Annotated in this window: 20 protein-coding genes; 10 read left to right on the top strand and 10 right to left on the bottom strand. The window is 37.7% G+C overall.

Translation table 11 applies throughout. From position 1 onward, the window contains the following. Positions 1-240: 240 nt before the first annotated feature. From rpmF to pdxA, 3 genes are all read right to left on the bottom strand, one after another. Entirely contained in the window at positions 241-432 is a 192-nt protein-coding gene (rpmF, locus tag MM239_RS16440; RefSeq protein ID WP_241349346.1) for a 50S ribosomal protein L32, read from the bottom strand. A gap of 24 nt (positions 433-456) precedes the next feature. Then, a complete protein-coding gene (locus tag MM239_RS16435; RefSeq protein ID WP_241349345.1) occupies positions 457-1,023 on the bottom strand; it encodes a YceD family protein in 567 nt (188 codons plus the stop codon). Positions 1,024-1,175: 152 nt separating this feature from the next. Beyond that, on the bottom strand, positions 1,176-2,201 hold the full coding sequence (gene pdxA / locus MM239_RS16430; protein WP_241349344.1) for a 4-hydroxythreonine-4-phosphate dehydrogenase PdxA: 1,026 nt from the start codon (positions 2,199-2,201) through the stop codon (positions 1,176-1,178). A gap of 144 nt (positions 2,202-2,345) precedes the next feature. On the opposite strand from pdxA, the gene rsmA reads away from it, so the two are divergent. From rsmA to MM239_RS16410, 4 genes are all read left to right on the top strand, one after another. After that, positions 2,346-3,128, top strand: coding sequence for a 16S rRNA (adenine(1518)-N(6)/adenine(1519)-N(6))-dimethyltransferase RsmA (rsmA, locus tag MM239_RS16425; protein WP_241349343.1), 783 nt, complete (start codon positions 2,346-2,348; stop codon positions 3,126-3,128). Next, on the top strand, positions 3,116-4,483 hold the full coding sequence (gene mgtE / locus MM239_RS16420) for a magnesium transporter (RefSeq protein ID WP_241349342.1): 1,368 nt from the start codon (positions 3,116-3,118) through the stop codon (positions 4,481-4,483). Before rsmA ends, mgtE begins: the two co-directional genes overlap by 13 nt. Before the next feature lie 197 nt (positions 4,484-4,680). Next, positions 4,681-6,330, top strand: a complete 1,650-nt coding sequence (gene pgi, locus MM239_RS16415) for a glucose-6-phosphate isomerase (RefSeq protein ID WP_241349341.1) — start codon at positions 4,681-4,683, stop codon at positions 6,328-6,330. Between the two features lie 196 nt (positions 6,331-6,526). Continuing rightward, positions 6,527-7,525: a zinc-binding dehydrogenase gene (locus MM239_RS16410; RefSeq protein WP_241349340.1), complete on the top strand. Its 999-nt coding sequence runs from the start codon at positions 6,527-6,529 to the stop codon at positions 7,523-7,525. A 6-nt stretch (positions 7,526-7,531) separates the two neighbouring features. On the opposite strand, the gene MM239_RS16405 is transcribed toward MM239_RS16410, so the two are convergent. Then, positions 7,532-7,864 carry a tetratricopeptide repeat protein gene (locus MM239_RS16405; RefSeq protein WP_241349339.1) on the bottom strand — a complete coding sequence of 111 codons (333 nt, stop codon included), beginning with the start codon at positions 7,862-7,864 and terminating at the stop codon, positions 7,532-7,534. Positions 7,865-7,940: 76 nt separating this feature from the next. On the opposite strand from MM239_RS16405, the gene MM239_RS16400 reads away from it, so the two are divergent. The 4 genes from MM239_RS16400 (at position 7,941) to MM239_RS16385 (ending at position 11,736) form a co-directional block, all read left to right on the top strand. Next, positions 7,941-8,678: an electron transfer flavoprotein subunit beta/FixA family protein gene (locus tag MM239_RS16400; protein ID WP_241349338.1), complete on the top strand. Its 738-nt coding sequence runs from the start codon at positions 7,941-7,943 to the stop codon at positions 8,676-8,678. Between the two features lie 29 nt (positions 8,679-8,707). Next, positions 8,708-9,676, top strand: a complete 969-nt coding sequence (locus MM239_RS16395; protein WP_241349337.1) for an electron transfer flavoprotein subunit alpha/FixB family protein — start codon at positions 8,708-8,710, stop codon at positions 9,674-9,676. 5 nt (positions 9,677-9,681) lie between these two features. After that, positions 9,682-10,281, top strand: a complete 600-nt coding sequence (locus MM239_RS16390) for a bifunctional nuclease domain-containing protein (RefSeq protein WP_241349336.1) — start codon at positions 9,682-9,684, stop codon at positions 10,279-10,281. A gap of 168 nt (positions 10,282-10,449) precedes the next feature. Then, positions 10,450-11,736 carry a NupC/NupG family nucleoside CNT transporter gene (locus MM239_RS16385; protein ID WP_241349335.1) on the top strand — a complete coding sequence of 429 codons (1,287 nt, stop codon included), beginning with the start codon at positions 10,450-10,452 and terminating at the stop codon, positions 11,734-11,736. Between the two features lie 412 nt (positions 11,737-12,148). Here the strand turns inward: MM239_RS16385 and MM239_RS16380 are convergent, their stop codons facing one another. Together MM239_RS16380 and pckA are read right to left on the bottom strand one after the other, a co-directional pair. Continuing rightward, positions 12,149-12,586: a peptidylprolyl isomerase gene (locus tag MM239_RS16380; protein WP_241349334.1), complete on the bottom strand. Its 438-nt coding sequence runs from the start codon at positions 12,584-12,586 to the stop codon at positions 12,149-12,151. A 120-nt stretch (positions 12,587-12,706) separates the two neighbouring features. After that, positions 12,707-14,308: a phosphoenolpyruvate carboxykinase (ATP) gene (gene pckA / locus MM239_RS16375; protein ID WP_241349333.1), complete on the bottom strand. Its 1,602-nt coding sequence runs from the start codon at positions 14,306-14,308 to the stop codon at positions 12,707-12,709. A 384-nt stretch (positions 14,309-14,692) separates the two neighbouring features. On the opposite strand from pckA, the gene MM239_RS16370 reads away from it, so the two are divergent. Continuing rightward, complete coding sequence (locus MM239_RS16370; RefSeq protein ID WP_241349360.1) at positions 14,693-16,258, top strand: peptide MFS transporter; 1,566 nt, start codon at positions 14,693-14,695, stop codon at positions 16,256-16,258. Between the two features lie 102 nt (positions 16,259-16,360). Here the strand turns inward: MM239_RS16370 and MM239_RS16365 are convergent, their stop codons facing one another. The 4 genes from MM239_RS16365 to MM239_RS16350 form a co-directional block, all read right to left on the bottom strand. Continuing rightward, positions 16,361-16,513, bottom strand: a complete 153-nt coding sequence (locus MM239_RS16365; protein ID WP_241349332.1) for a hypothetical protein — start codon at positions 16,511-16,513, stop codon at positions 16,361-16,363. Between the two features lie 123 nt (positions 16,514-16,636). Next, positions 16,637-16,849: a hypothetical protein gene (locus MM239_RS16360; protein ID WP_241349331.1), complete on the bottom strand. Its 213-nt coding sequence runs from the start codon at positions 16,847-16,849 to the stop codon at positions 16,637-16,639. Positions 16,850-17,107: 258 nt separating this feature from the next. After that, positions 17,108-17,464: a response regulator gene (locus MM239_RS16355; protein ID WP_241349330.1), complete on the bottom strand. Its 357-nt coding sequence runs from the start codon at positions 17,462-17,464 to the stop codon at positions 17,108-17,110. 392 nt (positions 17,465-17,856) lie between these two features. Further along, positions 17,857-18,420, bottom strand: a complete 564-nt coding sequence (locus MM239_RS16350) for a DUF4136 domain-containing protein (protein WP_241349329.1) — start codon at positions 18,418-18,420, stop codon at positions 17,857-17,859. Between the two features lie 138 nt (positions 18,421-18,558). On the opposite strand from MM239_RS16350, the gene MM239_RS16345 reads away from it, so the two are divergent. Beyond that, the gene (locus MM239_RS16345; protein WP_241349328.1) at positions 18,559-19,458 is read left to right on the top strand and encodes a DUF3078 domain-containing protein; all 900 of its coding nucleotides are present in this window, start codon (positions 18,559-18,561) and stop codon (positions 19,456-19,458) included. The last annotated feature ends 253 nt before the right edge of the window (positions 19,459-19,711 follow it).

Below are 19,711 nucleotides of genomic sequence, written 5' to 3'. Positions count from 1 at the left end.
CTAAATCCTTTGACTGACAAAGAGATAAGGTTTATTTTCAAGAAACTTTGATCTCTAAGTGCTTTATTGAGGCTTCAAAAATATTTAAAATGTCCTGTACCACCAAAGATTTTTCCTTTTTGGGTAGTATTATGTCGTTCTTTTGGAGAATATTAAGGATAAAACCGAGGCTAAAAATAAAAATCCATCCCAAAGTATTGAGATGGATTTTCAATTAAAAGGCCTTTTGTTTGTGTTTTGTTAAGCAAGAACTTCTTTTTCCATGATAACCTGTCCTTTGTAGTACAGTTTACCATCAAGCCAAAACGCTCTGTGAGGTAAGTGAAATTCTCCTGTAGTAGGACATTGAGCCATTGAAGGAGCAGTTAACTTATAATGAGTTCTTCTCTTGTCTCTTCTGGTTTTCGAAATTTTTCGTTTAGGATGCGCCATCTCTATACAATTTTTAGATTAATCTTATTTCTTTAACTTTTTTAATATGTCCCATCGGGGATCATTTTTTTCTGATGGTTTTTCTTCTGAAGATTCATTTTCAGTCTCTTCTTCAGCCTCTCCATCATCATAATATACCAACTCTCCTTCTCCTTCAAAGTCTTCATCATCCATTTCTTCTACGTAGTCTGGATGAATTTTCTTAGCGGGTAAGGCTAGTAGAATAAATTCATATATCAATTGTGCTAGCTGTATGCTTGGCGTGTCACGAGTGATCATGAAAACATCTTCTGTAATCTCAGCCTCCTCTAGGCCGTATTTATAGATGACCTTTTCGGTCGTGGTGAGTTCATGATCAAACTCCTCAAGACTTCTATCACAGATAAGTTTGACAGTACCAGAAATCTGGAACTTAGCTTCCATTAGAGAAGTGAGCTTGTTGATTTCTACAGTAGCATTTAAATTTCCATCTTTTAGGAAATCTTGAATTTCGAAGTGACTGAAAAACTCTCCATCCACAGGGAAGGTGAATTCATGCTTTCCTTCCTTGAGTTTGATGACATCTATACTATAGTTTTTTAAGAATTTCATCTAGCCCTCCTTATTTCAAGACCGCAAATTTAGAGATTCCATTTAGAAAAATAAAATTTGGTTGGAAATAATTTTACGGTATTTTGATATATTATTGTTTTGAATTAGAAATCAGTGTTTTTTTTGATTTTTTGTTTTTTCACAAGCAGCATTTATTCATCCTCATCTTCCCAATTCCCTCTATTTTTGAGAACATCGTAGGCTTGGAAAATTGCTGATTTCATAGAGCCTTCATCTGCAATATTTTTTCCAGCAATATTATAAGCTGTGCCGTGGTCAGGTGAGGTACGAACTATTGGAAGGCCTGCTGTGAAATTCACACCTGTTTCGAAAGCCATGGATTTGAATGGAATCAATCCTTGATCATGATACATGGCTAATACAGCATCGAATTTTTTCTGATGAAGCATTCCAAAAAAGCCATCTGCAGAATATGGGCCAAAGACCAAATCACCTTTTTCTTTAAATGAGCGAATTGCTGGAGTGATTATCTCGATTTCTTCACTTCCCAATAAGCCATCTTCTCCTGCGTGAGGATTTAGCCCCAATACAGCAATTTTTGGCTTTAGTATACCAAAATCATCTTTGAGTGATTTTTGCATCAAGTTAATCTTTTTCTTAATGTTCTCCGCCGTGATGTTTTTTGATACATCTTTCAATGGTATATGGCCTGTAACCACACCAACCCTGAGGTCTTCAGCCACAAGGAACATCAAGCTCTCCTTGACGTCAAAAGCCTCAGTAAGGTATTCTGTATGTCCTACAAATTTTAATTGTTCGGAATTGATGTTGTTTTTATTAAGTGGAGCTGTGACCAAGGCGTCAATTTTTGAAGCTTTGAGGTCTGCGATAGCATGATCGAGGGCAGCAAGTGCCAACTTACCTGCTTCCTGTGTCTCTACGCCTGGTATTACTTCAGGGCTATCTTCGACTACATTGATGAGGTTTACTTTTTTGTGATGAATTTCATCGATTGATCGGATTTGCATGAAATTAAAATCATCCATTTCTAATTGCTTCCGATAGAATGTGATTGCTTTTCCGTGGGCATAGATCACAGGGGTAATAAGCCGCTGTAGCCTGTTGTCAGCCAAAGCTTTCATGGTGACTTCAGCACCAATTCCATTGATATCTCCTATACTTATTCCAATGACTGGTTTTTGTTTTCTCTGATTCATCAGTTTTGTCTATGCTTTTATTATATACAATAAACTATAAATTCGATCAGCTTGCCACCGAACGTTTTTTAAATAATTTAGACCTTAATGATTATTGTCTTATTTTTGGAACTGCAATTTAGACAAAAAAATTAGAGTAATCGTATGGAAAAGGTCAAACCAAAGAAACACCTTGGTCAGCATTTTCTCAAGGACTTGGGCATAGCTGAAAAAATAGCCAAGGCTGTAACAGGTCACCAAGGGGTAAATAAAGTCCTTGAAATCGGGCCTGGTATGGGGGTTTTGACTGATTTTTTATTGGTCGAAAATTGGGATCTTTACCTTGTAGATATTGATAAGGAGTCCATAGCCTACTTACAACAAAAATATCCTCACTTGGGTGATAGAATCATTGATGGAGATTATTTGAAGGAGGACTTTAGACCAGTGATGGGAGGTAAATATGCTGTGGCAGGAAACTTTCCCTACAATATTTCTACTCAGATTTTCTTTAAGGTACTTCAAGAAAAGGATCAGGTGACTGAAGTGGTATGTATGCTACAAAAAGAAGTTGCAGAACGTATTGCTTCTCCAAAAGGGAATAAAGATTATGGCATACTTTCTGTGCTGTTACAAGCATATTATGATATAGAGTATCTTTTTACTGTACCTCCGGGAGTTTTTAATCCTCCTCCCAAAGTCAACTCAGGTGTGATACGCCTGAGGAGAAATCAAGTAGAAAAATTAGATTGTGATGAAAAGCTCTTTTTTAGAACTGTAAAACAGGGATTTAGCACTCGTCGGAAAACGCTAAGAAATGCGCTGAAAAGCATGGGGCTGTCAGAGGAATTTAAGGCAGATCCTATTTTGGATAAGCGAGCCGAACAACTGGGTGTGGAAGATTTTATTTATTTAACCCACAAAATTAAATCGTCGTGGAACCAATAAGACTATTTGAATTATCAAAAGAATACCTTGAAAGCTTGAGAGAGGCCATTGAGATGGCTGAAAATGATTTTATCAAGCAATCTCTCGAAGGTGTCAATGAAGCAGATATAGCCGCACTTTTGGACGAACTCAATATGCAAGAGGCACTTTACGTGTTGCGCTTGCTTGAAGCTGAAGTAGCTGCTGATATTTTGATCGAGCTAGATGAAGATTCTCTGACCAAGGTGATCTATGAAATGGAAGCTACAGAGCTTGCAGTATATATAGACCAAATGGATTCGGATGATGCGGTAGATATCCTAAATCTCCTGACGGTAAGAGAACGTGAAGATGTGATCAGCAATCTTCAAGAAAAAGAGAAATCAGCCCACATCTTAGATTTGCTTCGCTATGATGAAGACAGTGCGGGTGGTTTGATGGCCAAGGAATTTATCAAGGCAAACAAAAATTGGAATGTAGTACAGACCATTGAAGAAATAAGGCGGCAAGCCGAAAAGGTCGAAAAGATATACTCTATCTATGTAGTGGATAATAAGCAGCATCTTTTGGGAAGAGTTTCTCTCAAAAAAATCATTTTAGCTGCTTCTGACACCAAGATTGCGGATATTTATGAGCCTGAATTGATTTCTGTCCAAGCACATCAAGATGAAGAAGAAGTAGCAGAAATCATGAGAAAGTATGATTTGGAATCTATCCCGGTAGTGAATTCAAAAAATAAATTATTGGGAAGGATTACAGTAGATGATATTCTTGATGTGATTCATGAGCAGTCTGAAGAAGATATGCAGGCCATGACGGGTATTTCTGCTGACGTGGAGGAGTCTGATTCTATCTTTAGGATTTCTAAGGCTCGCTTACCTTGGCTTTTAGTAGGCGTGATAGGGGGCTTGATGGGTGCAAGAATCATCGGATTTTTTGAGGATGGATTAAGTCAGGTTTTAGCTTTGGCTTCTTTTATTCCTTTAGTAGCAGCTACGGGAGGTAATGTAGGGATTCAATCTTCTTCCCTGGTAGTCCAATCCTTAGCTTCAAAATCAGTATTTGATGATACACCTTGGCAGCGATTTGTAAAGGGCTTTTTGATAGCTTTGCTTAATGGGTTGGTTCTCGGAACCTTTGTCTTTTTGGTAGTCAAATTCATCTACGGCCACGAAGCTATATTTGGGTTTACCATAGGTTTAGCCATGTTTTGTGTAGTGCTATTGGCTTCATTTATGGGAACTGTGACTCCTTTAGTGCTGAATAGGTTTGGTATTAACCCTGCTATTGCCTCTGGACCATTTATCACCACGGCCAATGATTTGATTGGTCTTGCCGTCTATTTTGGTGTGGCGATGATGTTGTTGAATTTGTAGTTTTCAATAAAAATCCTTTGAAATGTTCAGGTTAATTCTAAATTCATGGATTTTGAATTTAGGAACAGTAAGTTCAAAAATGTATACAATTAGTAAGCTAATTGTTTGATTGTAAACCTTTCATATCCTGTAAAATACAGGGTGTTTTAAGTAAGTTAAAAATTAAAAATATACACCTGTTAAATCGAAATAAATCAATGAAAAACATTAACCCTACCCAAACAAAGTCTTGGGAGAAATTGGCTCAATTATCGCAAGCCCATGCTGAGACAAGTATCAAGCAACTTTTTGAATCATCAGAAGATAGGTTTGAAAAATTCACTGTGAAGTTAGAAGATGTCTTGGTGGATTTTTCCAAAAATAGAATCAACGAAGAAACGATGTCAACCTTGTTTGATTTGGCAGAAGAAGTTGATTTGAAATCAGCCATTGAAGCGATGTTTTCAGGAGAAAAAATAAACCTGACTGAAAACAGGGCTGTTTTGCATACAGCCTTGAGAAATAGGAGTAATACCACTGTGAAGTTTGAAGGTGCAGATGTGATGCCTGATGTCAATGCGGTGTTGGATCAGATGAAAACTTTCGCAGGTCAGATTCACCAAGGGAAGTGGCTTGGCTACACAGGTAAGCCTATCAAATCTTTGGTGAATATAGGTATAGGAGGCTCTGACTTAGGTCCAGTGATGGTGACAGAAGCCTTGAAACCTTATCAACATCCAGAACTTGAGATATTTTTTGTGTCCAATGTAGATGGTACGCATATCGCAGAGACATTGAAGAAAGTAGATCCAGAGACTACCTTGTTTTTCATTGCGTCCAAGACTTTTACCACACAGGAAACCATGACCAATGCGCACACAGCAAGAAGTTGGTTTTTGGATCATGCCAAAGATGAAGCAGCAGTAGCCAAGCATTTTGCAGCACTTTCTACCAATGCAAAATCTGTTGAAGCATTTGGTATCGATACCAAAAACATGTTTGCCTTCTGGGATTGGGTAGGCGGTAGATATTCTCTTTGGTCTGCCATTGGTTTGCCTATTGCCTGTATGATAGGATTTGATAACTTCGAAAAGTTACTGGAAGGGGCGCATAGCATGGATAAGCACTTCAAGTCGGCTTCCTTTGAAGAAAATATTCCTGTGATTTTGGCTTTGATAGGTATATGGAATACCAATTTCTTGGGAGCTACTTCCGAAGCTATTTTGCCCTATGATCAATACCTTCACAGGTTTGCTGCATATTTTCAGCAAGGAAATATGGAATCAAACGGAAAATATGTAAGTAGAGGAAATAAAAAGGTAGACTATCCTACTGGACCTATCATATGGGGTGAGCCTGGCACCAATGGCCAGCATGCTTTTTACCAGCTGATACACCAAGGGACTCACTTGATCCCGTGTGATTTTATCGCTCCAGCGAAGTCACATAATCCGATCGGAGATCACCATGTTAAATTGCTTTCTAATTTCTTTGCGCAAACTGAAGCTTTGATGAATGGAAAATCGCTGGAGGAAGTCAACGCTGAGATGCAGAAATCGGGTAAATCAGCTGATGAGATTGAGAAGATAGCTCCTCATAGGGTTTTTGAAGGCAATAGGCCTACCAATTCAATTTTGGTAAAAGAAATTAACCCATACACTCTAGGGCAATTGATCGCCATGTATGAGCATAAGATTTTTGCCCAGGGGGTAATATGGAATATCTTGAGCTTTGATCAATGGGGAGTTGAGTTGGGGAAAGTATTGGCTAACGCAATTTTACCTGAATTGCCAGGTGAGGAGGAAGTCAAAAGTCACGATGCCTCAACAAACGGACTGATCAATGCATATAAGCAAATGAGAAAATAGAATAAGAAAATGAAAGGCTGTCTCTAGAAATTGGGACAGCCTTTTTTGATAAAATGTAGAGGTATAAGAAAACCTACCGAGCTCTCTAAAGTTATCTGTAATCAACATGAGTATTGAACCAAAACTTGGATCACCTAGTTTGAAAAATGCTTGATGTTTCTATCCAATTATTAATTTTGATAAAATGAATTTCGATATGAAAGCTGTAGTCTTGAATACATCAATTCCAGAAAAGATTGAAGTCAAAGAATTAGCATTACCAAAATTAGGACCCAAGGAAGTCTTGATAAAGGTGAAAGCAGCCGCACTAAATCACCGAGATGAGTGGTGTAGACAAGGATTGTATCCTGGATTGAAGGATGGAGTGACTTTGGGAAGCGATGGTGCTGGAGTTGTAGAAAAGATTGGTGATCAAGTGGATTCGGGAATTTTAGGGAAAGAGATTATCATCAACCCTGCAATGAATTGGGGTGATGATCCATTGACACAATCGAAAGATTTTAAGATTTTGGGTATGCCAGACCATGGGACGTTAGCATCCTATGTCAAGGTAAATGTGGACAGGGTGCATCATAAACCCGATCATATGAGCTGGGAAGAAGCAGCCGCTTTACCTTTGGGAGGAGTGACTGCGTATAGGGCGTTGATGGTTCAAGGAGGATTGAAAGCTGAGGATAAGGTGTTGGTAACAGGTTTTGGTGGAGGTGTGGCTCAGTTTGCTGCGCAGTTTGCAATTGCACGGGGAGCAGCAGTTTATGTAAGTAGTAGCTCAGAAAAAAAGTTGAAAAAGGGTGTGGGAATCGGTGCAAAAGGCATATTTAATTATACTGATTCTTCATGGACAAGTAAGGCGTTGGAGCAGACAGGAGGGTTCGATTTGATTATAGATAGTGCCATGGGGGATACTTTATCAGACTTGATCAAGGTGGTCAAGCCTGGTGGAAGAATTGTTTTTTATGGAGCTACCAAAGGTAATCCTCCCCAGCTAGATGCAAGAAAGGTGTTTTGGAATCAAATTCGACTTATTGGAAGTACAATGGGAAGCGATAGTGATTTTGAAGCCATGCTTGCTATGGTTAGCAAACAAAAAATCAAGCCTCTCGTTGATGAAGTTTATGGCATAGAAGATGTTGTTAAAGCTTTTGATAAGATGAAAATGGGGGGACAAATGGGTAAAATTGTTGTAAAACCTTGATCTGATTTAAAACAAATCGTTGTTAATCAGGAAGTTTTGATAGCTGTTTTGTAGTTCCCTTAGGGCATGGTTGTCATTTTGTGATTTGGCTACGGTGATCCCCTTTTGATAAATCAACTGTGATTTTTCAACCTGTGCAAGATCAGCAAATAATTGAGCTGCATGGTAATAAGTTGGAAGATAATCTGGATGATTTTCTAGAAGATGATCAAAATGTTTTGCGGCTTCTTCAGGTTGTTGCTCTCTGTGTTCAAGTGCCAGCGCATACCAGTTAAAGGGATTGTTAGGTTCTTGATCGATGAAGGTTTTGAGAAGACTGATTCGGGACAAATTGCTCATGATTTCTTTTTTTAATTAAAGCCTGAATGACTAAATTCACGCAATTTAAAATAAATAAATAACCTAAATATACATAATGAAAATTCTTGTTTGTATTACACACGTACCGGATACCACATCCAAGATTCAGTTTACTGATAACAATACCAAGTTTGATAAGAGTGGGGTTCAGTTTATTATTGGTCCTTATGATGATTATGCATTGGCAAGAGCGGTAGAATTGAAGGAACAACTAGGAGCAAGTCTTACAGTTCTGAATGTGGGAGAAGCTGATACAGAGCCTACTTTGAGAAAGGCATTGGCGATAGGAGCAGATGATGCAATTCGTGTCAATGCATTTCCAAAAGATTCACTTTTCGTTGCAAGCGAAATAGCTGCCATAGCAAAGGAAAATAACTATGACCTTATCCTCATGGGAAGAGAATCTATAGATTTCAATGGTGGGATGGTACATGGAATGGTAGGTCAACTACTCGGTATGCCGTCGGTATCTCCTGTGATGAAGCTAGATATCGAAGGTGAAACAGTTAAAATGGCAAGAGAGATCGAAGGAGGAAAAGAGTATTTGGAAGCCAAATTGCCATTGATAGCTGGGTGTCAGGAACCTATCGCTGAGTGGAAAATCCCAAATATGAGAGGGATCATGTCCGCAAGGACCAAACCATTGAATGTAGTAGAACCAAGTCAGAATCAGTCAGCCACTTCTGTTGTAGCGTTCAAACTTCCGCCTGCGAAAGGATCGGTGAAGTTGGTAGATAAGGATAATGTAGAAGAATTGGTGAAGTTATTGAAAAATGACGCCAAGGTTCTTTAATTTTCAATAACCCTAAAAAAATAGATAACATGTCAATTTTAGTATATATAGAGCACGCTGAAGGTGCAATCAAAAAAACTAGTTTGGAAGCGGTATCATTTGCTCACGCACTTTCCCAGCAAACAGGGGGTGGTGATGTAGTGGCCGTAGGTCTAGGAACAATCGCAGAAGATCAACTTGCTAAAGCTGGTGAAGCTGGTGCTTCAAAGGTATTGTATGTCAAGGATAGCAAGCTAGATGCTGGTGTGATCCAAGCTCATGCTGACGCTGTTGCTCAAATTTATGAGAAGGTCGGAGCTAAGACACTAGTTTTAGCAACATCTTCATTGGGAAGTGCAGTAGCAGCTCGTCTGGCTATTAGACTACAGGCTGGATTGGTGTCCAATGTGGTGGAACTCCCAGACCTTTCTTCAGGATATCAAGTCAAAAGAAGCATTTATACAGGTAAAGCATTCGCCTTGACTACAGTAGATACGGAGCACAAAATTTTAGCAATCAAAAAGAATGCAATCGATCTGAAAACAGATGGTGCTTCAGCTTCAGTTGAAGTGGTATCGTTGGAAATAGATCAAGCAAATTTTGCAACTACTATAATCTCTACAGATCAGGCAACTGGCGAGGTATTGCTTCCTGAAGCTGATATTGTAGTGTCTGGAGGTAGAGGTCTCAAAGGTCCAGAGAACTGGGGGATGATCGAAGATCTTGCTAAAGTCTTGGGAGCGGCGACAGGTTGTTCTAAGCCAGTTTCAGATATAGGGTGGAGACCTCACCATGAACATGTTGGGCAAACAGGAGTAAAAGTTGCACCAACTTTGTACATAGCAGTTGGAATTTCGGGAGCTATTCAACATCTTGCAGGCGTAAATTCCTCAAAGTATATTGTAGTTATCAATAAAGACCCTGAGGCGCCATTTTTCAAAGCGGCAGACTACGGGATTGTTGGAGATGCATTTGAGGTATTACCCAAACTAACTGAGGCAATTAAGGCTGTAATATAGGAACTGTGGATAATACTATTGAATTAGAAATTCTTGGGCTAACATCAAACCATTCCCAATCGGGGTCATTTACATTGGTATTGGGAGAAGTAGAGGGCAGGAGGAGGCTTCCCATTGTTATTGGGATGTTTGAAGCTCAAGCGATAGCTATAGAGATAGAGAAAATCATTCCCAATAGACCCATGACGCATGATTTATTCAAATCTTTTGCAAATGGATTTGGATTTTCTGTAGATCAGATTTTGATATCTGATATGCAAGAAGGTGTGTTTTTTGCAAAAATAGTATGCAAAAGTGGGGTAAGGGAGATCGAGATTGATGCAAGACCTTCAGATGCTATTGCAATAGCGGTAAGGTTCGATGCCCCAATCTACTGCACATCCAAAGTAATGTCTGAAGCAGCCATAGAAGTGAATGAAGGAGATGGTCTGGAACCTGAAAAGGCCAGTAAATCTAAAAAAGCAGCACCTTCTGCAAAAAAGCCAAAAGATAGCTTGAAAGATTTTAGCTTGGAAAAGCTCAATCAAATGTTAGACTTGGCTATTAGTAATGAAGATTACGAGAAGGCAGCTAGGATAAGAGATGAAATCAATAAAAGAAATTGATTTAACAATAGTTTTGGTAAAATAAATGAAAAGACCCAGCTTAAAGTTGGGTCTTTTCATTTATAGATTTTGGAGTCAATGCAATGAAATCGTAATTTTTTGGGTGAAATCATTTATATTTAACGGATAAAATGAAAATATTTAGTTAACCTATCCTAATTTGCTTGAATGGATTATTTTAGAGGACTTATTGGAATCGCAGTATTGCTTTTAGTTGCATTTATTTTTTCGGCCAATAAAAAGAAAATCGACTGGAGATTAGTAGGTATTGGAGTAGTTTTGCAAGCTGTTTTTGGGTATTTGATTACCAAAGTTGAGATTGTGGCTCAAATTTTTGCTACAGTGAGTAGGGGGTTTGTGAAGTTTTTGAGCTTTTCTGAAGCTGGTGCCACCTTTATATTTGGTGATTTAGCCACCAATTCCTTTGGATTTATATTCGCTTTTCAAGTTTTACCTACAATCATTTTTTTCTCTACAGTATCTGCTGGATTGTACTATTTGGGCATTTTGCAAAAGGTTGTTTTTGTGATTGCTTGGATCATGTCCCGCACCATGAGACTTTCAGGTGCTGAATCACTTTCTGCTGCAGGCAATATATTCTTGGGTCAGACTGAAGCACCCTTGTTGGTTAGGCCCTTTATACCTACGATGTCCAAATCAGAACTTATGTGCTTGATGACAGGTGGGATGGCTACTATTGCCGGTGGAGTTTTGGCTGGTTATGTAGCATTTCTTGGTGGTGATAGTTTGGAGGAGCAAAGTAGGTTTGCTGCATACCTTTTGGGAGCAAGTATCATGAATGCACCAGCTGCAATTGTAATGTCCAAAATCATGATCCCTGAAGATAATAAAGAAAATATCAATGATAAGTTGGAAGTCAACCAAGAGAATATGGGGGTAAACCTTATCGATGCGATGTCAATAGGAGCATCTGAAGGGCTAAAACTTGCGCTAAATGTTGGAGGTATGTTGCTTGCTTTTATAGCTGTGATAGCTGCATTGAATTTTCTGCTTTCTGGGCTTATTGGTGATTGGACAGGACTTAATGCATTCGTAGTTTCAAGCACAGACGGTCAGTTTAGTGGGTTCTCGTTAGAGTATATTTTAGGTCAAATTTTTAGGCTTTTTGCATGGGTGATAGGAGTAGAGTGGAGTGATACCTTAGCAGTAGGTTCGCTTCTTGGTCAAAAAACCGTTATCAATGAGTTTGTAGCATACCTTTCTTTGGCAGATTTGAAAGCTGCTGACAACTTGTCTCCGAAGTCAATTGTGATAGCTACTTATGCACTTTGTGGTTTTTCAAATTTCAGCTCTATTGCGATCCAAGTCGGAGGCATAGGCAGCATTGCTCCAAACCAACAGGGGAACCTTTCAAAACTTGGAATGCAGGCACTTCTAGCGGCAACCTTAGCTTGTATGATGACTGCAACCATAGCGGGGGCACTTTTTGGTTGATAGCGTTTACCTAATAGTCCCAAAAATCACAGTTGACCACTTCCCTGTAGAGGGCAGGGCATGGGAGAGAGAGAGGTATGCTATACTAAAATCAATAAAATAATGAAGTAGATGTATACTGCACTTTCAGGGCGTAGGTCCTAAGGTGGTACGAACCTGTTCAAGGCGATGCCTAGGGTTAACTTAAATAAGGCTTACAGCCTGGAGCTGTATTTTAGAGAGCAAAGAAATCTAGTACAATTCAATTTTCATTACCTTTGAATTAAAGAGCCGATATCATAGTAATGCATATTTTCAAGAATTATTAAGCTTTTAGACAGGGTGATAATAAATTCCAGATTGTGCTGAGTTTATTGGTTACAAAAAAGTCTTCCAAAAAAAAGACTTGAGGTAGCTCAAGTCTTTTCTTTAATCAATTTTCGTTGATAATGATTTTTTCTATCACATCACCAGGCCTGATGTCGTCGATCACATCTAAACCTTCTACTACTTTACCAAAGCAAGTATGATTTCTGTCTAGGTGACTAGTATTGTTTCTGCTGTGGCAGATAAAGAATTGTGAACCACCGGTATTTCTTCCAGCATGAGCCATGGAAAGTACTCCTCTGTCGTGGTATTGTTTGTCTCCAGTCAATTCACAATCTATTTTGTAACCAGGGCCTCCAGTGCCAGTGCCATTTGGACATCCTCCTTGGATTACGAAATCTGGGATAACTCTATGAAACGTTAATCCGTCGTAAAAGCCCTTCTTTGCCAATGTTGTAAAGTTTTCTACTGTTTTTGGAGTGTCTTTTTCATAGAACTCCACTTTCATTACGCCTTTGACGGTATGTATTTCAGCTGTTTTCATATTTTTATAAAGGTTTGGACAAAAATAGTAAATCTTCAGAGAATTTGGGTAGATTCAAATATAAAAAGGAGCGCTATGGCACTCCTTTTACTTGGGTTTATATGAAATAGGGTCAATCGTTTATAGGTTTGGAGATCCAGCTAGGATGTCCTCAGTAGCAAAATCCTTATACTTCTCGAAGTTAGCGATAAATGCAGCTCCAAGTTCTCTAGCTTTGATATCGTACGCACTTTTATCTTCCCAAGTTGCTCTTGGGCTTAAAACCTCGTCTGGAACATTTGGGCAAGTTTCAGGTATGGAGACACCAAAAACACTATGCTTTCTGAAGCTCACATTATCCAAATGACCTTCAAGTGCGGCAGAAATCATGGCTCTGGTATATTTAAGTTTCATCCTGCTTCCTACGCCATAAGGGCCTCCAGTCCAACCCGTATTAATAAGCCAGACGTTGACTTGGTGTTTTTCCATTTTCTGACCAAAAAGCTCGGCATATTTTGTAGGGTGAAGAGGGAGGAAGGCTGCACCAAAGCAAGCTGAGAAAGTCGTGCTTGGCTCAGTGATACCTACCTCTGTACCTGCTACTTTAGCTGTGTAACCAGATATAAAATGGTACATGGCTTGGCTCTTATTCAATTTTGAGATAGGAGGGATGACCCCAAAGGCATCAGCAGTTAGAAAGAAAATGTTTTTTGGAATATTAGCTAAAGAAGGAATTACAGCATTTCCGATATGATGAATAGGGTATGCTGTTCTTGTGTTTTCCGTTACTTCACAGTTGGTGTAATCTACGGTTCTTGTTCCTTGGAAAAACCTAGTGTTCTCAACTATTGATCCAAATTTTATAGCATCCCAAATTTCAGGCTCCTTTTCTCTGCTAAGATCTATTACTTTAGCATAGCACCCACCTTCAAAATTAAAAATAGTATCTTCAGTCCATCCGTGCTCATCATCTCCGATTAAACCCCTGTTTGGGTCAGCGGACAAGGTTGTCTTTCCAGTGCCTGAAAGGCCAAAGAATATTGCTGTGTCTCCTTCATTTCCAACATTTGCAGAGCAGTGCATAGAAAGGACTCCATGCTTGTGGGGTAGTATATAGTTCAATACGGAAAATATTCCTTTTTTCATTTCTCCGGCATAGCCTGTTCCACCGATGAGAATGATTCTTTTGCTCAAGTTTAAGATTGCAAAGTTCTTTTGTCTTGTTCCGTCTATCAATGGGTCTGCTTCAAATTCGGGAACACAAATGATAGTGAAGTCAGATTCAAAATTTTCTAATTCATTTTTATCAGGCCTCAAGAACATGTTGTAGCAGAATAGATTTTGCCATGCCAAGGTGTTAATAATAGTTAGGTTCAGCCTATACTTTGGATCTGAACCAGCATAGGCTTCTCTAACATAGAGTTTCTTGTCAGCGATAAATTCAAGCATTTTGAGATGCAATGCATCAAACTTCTCTTCTTCCATTGGGATATTGACATCACCCCACCAGACAGTATTTTCAGTAGATTTATCTTTGACGATAAACCTGTCTTTGGGAGATCTTCCAGTGAATTTACCAGTGTCAGCCATAAGCGCACCAGTATCTGTGAGAACAGCTTCTTGGTTAGAAAGAGCGTGCTCTACCAGTTCGGCAGGACTTAAGTTCCAATTTATTTTGGAATTGTGATGGATTCCTAGCCCCGTTAAGCTTTTACCAGCTGATTTGAGCTCTAGTTCTTGCATTGTCATGATGTTTTATTTGGGTTATTTCAGAGGTCAAAGATATGTATTATTGTTTTGTTATTTTTCAAAAAAAGTGCTTTTTTTTACGATGCAATCGATTACGGGGTTCTATTTAATACTTTTCGAAAAGTGAATGTCAACTGTATTATAGACACTTAATGTCTGAGTTTTTCAAGAGTTTTCTTAAAGCTCTACAAGCTTTAGTTATTACGGTTAGCTTTTGAGTTTACTTGGACAGTAATCTAAATAAACACTATTGAATAATGGGATGGTGAACCTGGAAGAGAAAGTTATAATTCAAAAAAAACACTTATCATTGTAGCTATAAAAAGTAAATTTCAACTTAAAATATTAAAAGCATTGGAAAAACTGCCTAATGACGCAATGAAATCGGTCGGACAAGACTTGTTGGATGGCCCTACTGTATTTGGTCATCCCAAGGGGCTTATGACACTCTTTTTCACAGAAATGTGGGAGAGGTTCAGTTATTATGGTATGAGGGCCTTGTTGATTTTATTCATGACTACACCAGTACTTAGTGGAGGAATGGGGTTTGATGATCGTACGAGTGGTGCAATTTATGGGCTTTATACCATGGGGGTTTATCTTTTGGCATTACCAGGTGGTTGGGTTGCAGATAGGGTGTTTGGATTGAAGAAGTCTGTGTGGTATGGAGGTATCATCATTACGGTTGGCCATTTTACCATGGCACTTCCTGGATTGATGGAGTTGATGGGAGATCATGCTGTAGAAAAGGCTACTGAATTGAGTTCTTTAGATATAAATTCGTTTTTTTTAGGATTGGTTTTAATAGTGGTTGGGACAGGTCTTCTTAAGCCGAATATTAGCTCGATAGTTGGTCAATTGTATCCTGATGGAAGTAGTAAGAGAGATGCTGGTTTTTCTATATTTTATATGGGAATAAATATTGGGGCATTTATAGCGCCAATAGCCTGCTCGACTTTAGCAGTTTACAATTGGCATTTAGGATTTGGCCTTGCGGGTCTAGGTATGCTTATTGGACTTTTTCAGTATAAACTTACAGGTCATTATTTAGAAGGAAAAGGTGAGCCTTTGCCTGTAGTTACACCAGAAGAGGTTAAATCTAGATCAGTATTGGTAAAGTATACAACTTTGGCCACAATAGCTTTTGCCTTTTTGATTAGTTTGTTTTTTTTAGGAATCATCAGTATTGACGCCATTCAGATTTCAAATTGGGCTTATAACATCATTGGGATTGTTACACTAGTTTATTTCGCATTTATATTCATGTTTGGAGGACTCAATGCAGATGAGAAAAAGAAGACTTTTGCATTGGTTTTTGTTATCATATTTTCTGCTTTGTTTTGGTCAGGATTTGAGCAGGCTGGTTCTACTTTGAATTTATTTGCAGAGCGATTCACAGATAGGTCTTTCTTGAACTGGGAGATTCCAACAGGATATTTTCAATCAATTAATTCCATGTTTATCATAATTTTTGCACCCGTTTTTGGTGCCATGTGGGTATGGTTGGGTAGGAGAAATCTTGAGCCGAGTTCACCATTGAAGTTTACTTTTGGACTACTGCTTTTAGGTTTGGGGTTTTTGGTGATGTACTTCGCTGCTAAAATTGCAGCTTCAGGTGATCTTGCCGCACCAACTTGGTTAGTATTTACATATATGTTACATACTTTCGGAGAGTTGAGTTTAAGTCCGGTGGGATTGAGTTTGACTACCAAGCTTGCTCCAAAAAAGTATCAAGGACAGATGATGGGTATGTGGTTTATTTCTGTTGCTTTGGGGAATTTGATTGCAGGGAAAATTGCAGGAGAAGTAAGTGGAGGTACAGAAGAAGCAATTCAAGCTATGCCAAGTCAATATTTGAAAATTGTAGCAATAGCATTAGGTGCAGCACTGCTACTTTTCTTAATCAGTAAACCAATAAAAAAATTAATGGGAAATGTTCATTAAAAAAAGAGGCTCAATTTTGAGCCTCTTTTTTTAAGCAATTCTAAATTTATTTTAATGGATAAATATTGATCCAAGGTATAAATCCAGATTAGCAGCTTAGTATCAGTGATTGTCTTCTTTACTCGATTTTTTGAATAGCGTGCTTCTTACATCAATCGCTGTAATGCCAGCACCTAGACCTATCAAGATGCATACGATAATGAGAAAAGTTTGAGCTCCTGAAGCTATTGGTGCGTTGAATATTTCTAATAACATGGTATATTGATTTGATCAGTTGTCTTAATAAATTTGCTTGCAAGATAATACACAGATTTAAGCCATCAAAGTTGGAATAAAAAAAAGCGAGATTTAAGCCAATCCCGCTTTGATTTTTTTCAGTTAGTCAATTTCGTCGTCGAAGTCATCATCATCAAAGTCATCGAAATCGTCGTCAAGTCCGTCAAGCTCTTCATCATCGAAATCTAAGATACCATCATCAATCAATTCTGTATCTTCATCGAGATCATAAACTTCATCTTGAAACTCTTCGGCAAATTCATCATCATCCTCGAAGTCTTCAAATTCATCAAATTCATCTTCAAAATCGTCCATAATATGCTGTTGATTAAGTTTCAAATATATGCATTGGATTACACTATGCTAAATACTGGAAAATTTTTATTTACTTCAATAGTTACCCTCCAATATTTTTTTCAACACAATAATTGTACTTGATTTTCAATTCACTAAAATTATATTCTTTGTCTGCATTAAACTGGTGTTTTTGTTTAATGTTTTAAAAATAGGATTTAAGTAACCTTACTGATAAACTAGCTGGTAACCAATTTAGCTAAGCATTGATTTTTTTTCTCAATTAAAAATAGTCTTAATGTATTTATTTATTAGTGGCTTTGAGAGGTATTTCTTTACTAAACTGTAGTTATTCGCTTTATTGATATCTCTTTCATCTACAGAGCTACTCAAAATGTAAATTTCTGGCTGATAATCAGCTGGAGAGAACTCTTCGAGAAAATCCCAGCCAGTCATTTCAGGCATGTTAATGTCCAAAAACAAATAATTTGGATGAATTTCTCCAATATCTTGAAGTGCATCAGTCGCATTTTCAAACTTAAAAAATCTACATGGTTCTTTAATGTATTTTGATATCAACTTTTCAGTGACAAATGTGCTTATTGGATCATCATCAATTAAAACGATTTTTAACATTGAAGTGCAGAAAATTTGTTTTAAAATACATTAATATACATGCAAAAATAAATGTTTTATTTTTCTAAACAAATTTTATTTTAAGAAATTTTGGAAATTGTTATTAATAGCTTAATACTAAGATTTGTGGTTGAGTTTTGAGTGGTTTCACAATACATTATTCAGCCTGATAACTATTAATGTGTTTTTTAATCGTTAGTTTATCAACATTTTAGCATTTCTATCTAAGTTGATAGCGGTAAAGCATATTTAATATTTAAGAATCAATGTCATTTAGTTTAGATCTGCCAAGTTCTTAGTTAAATAGCCCATGTACGAGAAACATTTGCTTTTCTCTAATGCTTGAGACCTAGCAGCGTCTCTCGGCTTACCTAAACCACATTAATTTGAAATTAGTAGGTTCTCATATGTATATCATAGGCACCCATAATTTTATCTACTGATTTAATGAGCTTTTTTTCTTTAGTTTTTTGTGATGAAGCCTCCGATACAGCAGTTATGGTCATGAGCATTTTGTCCTGCGCAGGGTCGATGAAATCAATGATCAGTTGAATTAATTCATAATCTTTGGTAGACATCATGTTTCCTCGATTCATAAATCTTGGGTCATACATCCACGGATCCCACACCCGCATACCCCACATGGGGAATTGATTTTGATAAACATCTTTTTGTCTAGGATCTTCATTTGAGCTGAACCTAATTACTACATCTGGCTTATCCTTGTCATAGGTAAGGCCTAAGCCATTCATGTTTTTTTCAATTTGATTGATAATTTTCTCATTAACCAAGACATCTTCAAAACCATGAATCGCTACTTCTTTGTTGACAATCACATAAGTTTTATTTTCTTTATAAGGCTTTTGCTCGACCTTTTCTTTAAATAACTCAATTGAACTACATGAGAAAAGTGTGCTGGAAAAAAGAAATAAGATTAGGATTTTTTTATTAATCATGTCAGTAATTTTTAGATAAAACGATTTTAATCTTTGAATAAGCATATAAAATCCTCAATTTTGAACCGAAAATGTTTATTCTCTTGCGATATTGGTAATTTCGCATTTTGGCACTTATTTAAACTTTAACTTATTTCGATGAAACATTTATTTACGTATTTGATCGCCCTTACACTGGTGTGCCATTCACATGCACAATCTTTGGATTCTTTGGCCAATGAGCTGGTTAAAGATACGACCTATTGGCAGTCAGAGTTTAGTGCAGGTCTTAATTTTAATCAAGCTGCATTTAGCGGGAATTGGAAAGCAGGAGGAGTGAACTCTGTGGCATTTGGAACATTAATAGCAGGTAAAGCCAATTATGCCAAAGGCAAATGGTCATGGGACAATCAAGGTGAGTTGATTTATGGAATTGTAAAGAACGAAGGACAACAATTTAGAAAGTCAAATGATCGAATCTTTCTAGATTCAAAAGTCGGATATAAGACTGGTGGGAATTGGTCTTATTTTACTTCTTTGAACTTTTTGACACAGTTTAGTGATGGTTTTGAATTCGGGCCAGCAGATCAAAGCACATTAATATCAGGATTTCTTTCACCAGCATTTCTTACCAGTGCAATAGGTATGGAGTATAAGCCAAATGATGAATTTGCACTTAGGATTGCTCCATTTTCTCCGCGCTTGACTTTTGTGACTGACCCAAATGTCAGTGCCAATGTACCAAATAATTATGGAGTTCCGATCGGTCAAACAGTAAGGACGGAGTGGCTAGCCTTACAACTTTTTGCTACTTATGATAAGGATATTACAGATAATCTTGCGATCAAAACAAGGTATCAAATGTTTGCAAATTATGAGACTTTGGCATTTAGGACGATTGACCATAGATTAGATGTGATGCTGATTGCTAAGATTACGAGATTTGTAGATGTGACATTTACCAGTATCAATGTATATGATTTGGATATGGATCCAGGGATTCAGTATTCACAGGCACTTGCGCTAGGGATTTTGTATAAAGTCAGCAACAAAAAATAGGTCTTCATACACCTTTTTTATTAATTATTTTGAAAATTATTTTTTTATAGTATTTTTGTTCTAATTGTGGTAGTTAAATAATAGTTGGTTTAGTTTTCATATAAAGAGCAGAGGAGATTCCTCTGCTTTTTTATGTGTGCCGTGCATGGTAACTAACTAGGTGGTGAAAGTCCACTGTGGGGGTTTGTAATCGCCAACCACTAGCCAATAGCAAGGGTGTCCATTGTGAGATGGAATCTGAAGGAAGCTGGCG

The sequence above is a fragment of the Belliella filtrata genome (assembly GCF_022549775.1).
GTDB lineage: Bacteria > Bacteroidota > Bacteroidia > Cytophagales > Cyclobacteriaceae > Belliella > Belliella filtrata.
Note: the sequence above shows the minus strand (reverse complement) of the source record. Positions and strands in the feature narration are given on the sequence as shown.

Coding starts and splice junctions, on each gene's coding strand:
- MM239_RS16405 (WP_241349339.1), bottom strand. CDS start 7,864: ATGAGCAATTTGTCCCGAATCAGTCTTCTCAAAACCTTCATCGATCAA.
- MM239_RS16395 (WP_241349337.1), top strand. CDS start 8,708: ATGTCAATTTTAGTATATATAGAGCACGCTGAAGGTGCAATCAAAAAA.
- MM239_RS16410 (WP_241349340.1), top strand. CDS start 6,527: ATGAAAGCTGTAGTCTTGAATACATCAATTCCAGAAAAGATTGAAGTC.
- MM239_RS16345 (WP_241349328.1), top strand. CDS start 18,559: ATGAAACATTTATTTACGTATTTGATCGCCCTTACACTGGTGTGCCAT.
- MM239_RS16365 (WP_241349332.1), bottom strand. CDS start 16,513: ATGTTATTAGAAATATTCAACGCACCAATAGCTTCAGGAGCTCAAACT.
- MM239_RS16400 (WP_241349338.1), top strand. CDS start 7,941: ATGAAAATTCTTGTTTGTATTACACACGTACCGGATACCACATCCAAG.
- pdxA (WP_241349344.1), bottom strand. CDS start 2,201: ATGAATCAGAGAAAACAAAAACCAGTCATTGGAATAAGTATAGGAGAT.
- pgi (WP_241349341.1), top strand. CDS start 4,681: ATGAAAAACATTAACCCTACCCAAACAAAGTCTTGGGAGAAATTGGCT.
- MM239_RS16435 (WP_241349345.1), bottom strand. CDS start 1,023: ATGAAATTCTTAAAAAACTATAGTATAGATGTCATCAAACTCAAGGAA.
- MM239_RS16370 (WP_241349360.1), top strand. CDS start 14,693: ATGAAATCGGTCGGACAAGACTTGTTGGATGGCCCTACTGTATTTGGT.
- MM239_RS16380 (WP_241349334.1), bottom strand. CDS start 12,586: ATGAAAACAGCTGAAATACATACCGTCAAAGGCGTAATGAAAGTGGAG.
- rsmA (WP_241349343.1), top strand. CDS start 2,346: ATGGAAAAGGTCAAACCAAAGAAACACCTTGGTCAGCATTTTCTCAAG.
- pckA (WP_241349333.1), bottom strand. CDS start 14,308: ATGCAAGAACTAGAGCTCAAATCAGCTGGTAAAAGCTTAACGGGGCTA.
- MM239_RS16360 (WP_241349331.1), bottom strand. CDS start 16,849: ATGGACGATTTTGAAGATGAATTTGATGAATTTGAAGACTTCGAGGAT.
- rpmF (WP_241349346.1), bottom strand. CDS start 432: ATGGCGCATCCTAAACGAAAAATTTCGAAAACCAGAAGAGACAAGAGA.
- MM239_RS16355 (WP_241349330.1), bottom strand. CDS start 17,464: ATGTTAAAAATCGTTTTAATTGATGATGATCCAATAAGCACATTTGTC.
- MM239_RS16385 (WP_241349335.1), top strand. CDS start 10,450: ATGGATTATTTTAGAGGACTTATTGGAATCGCAGTATTGCTTTTAGTT.
- MM239_RS16350 (WP_241349329.1), bottom strand. CDS start 18,420: ATGATTAATAAAAAAATCCTAATCTTATTTCTTTTTTCCAGCACACTT.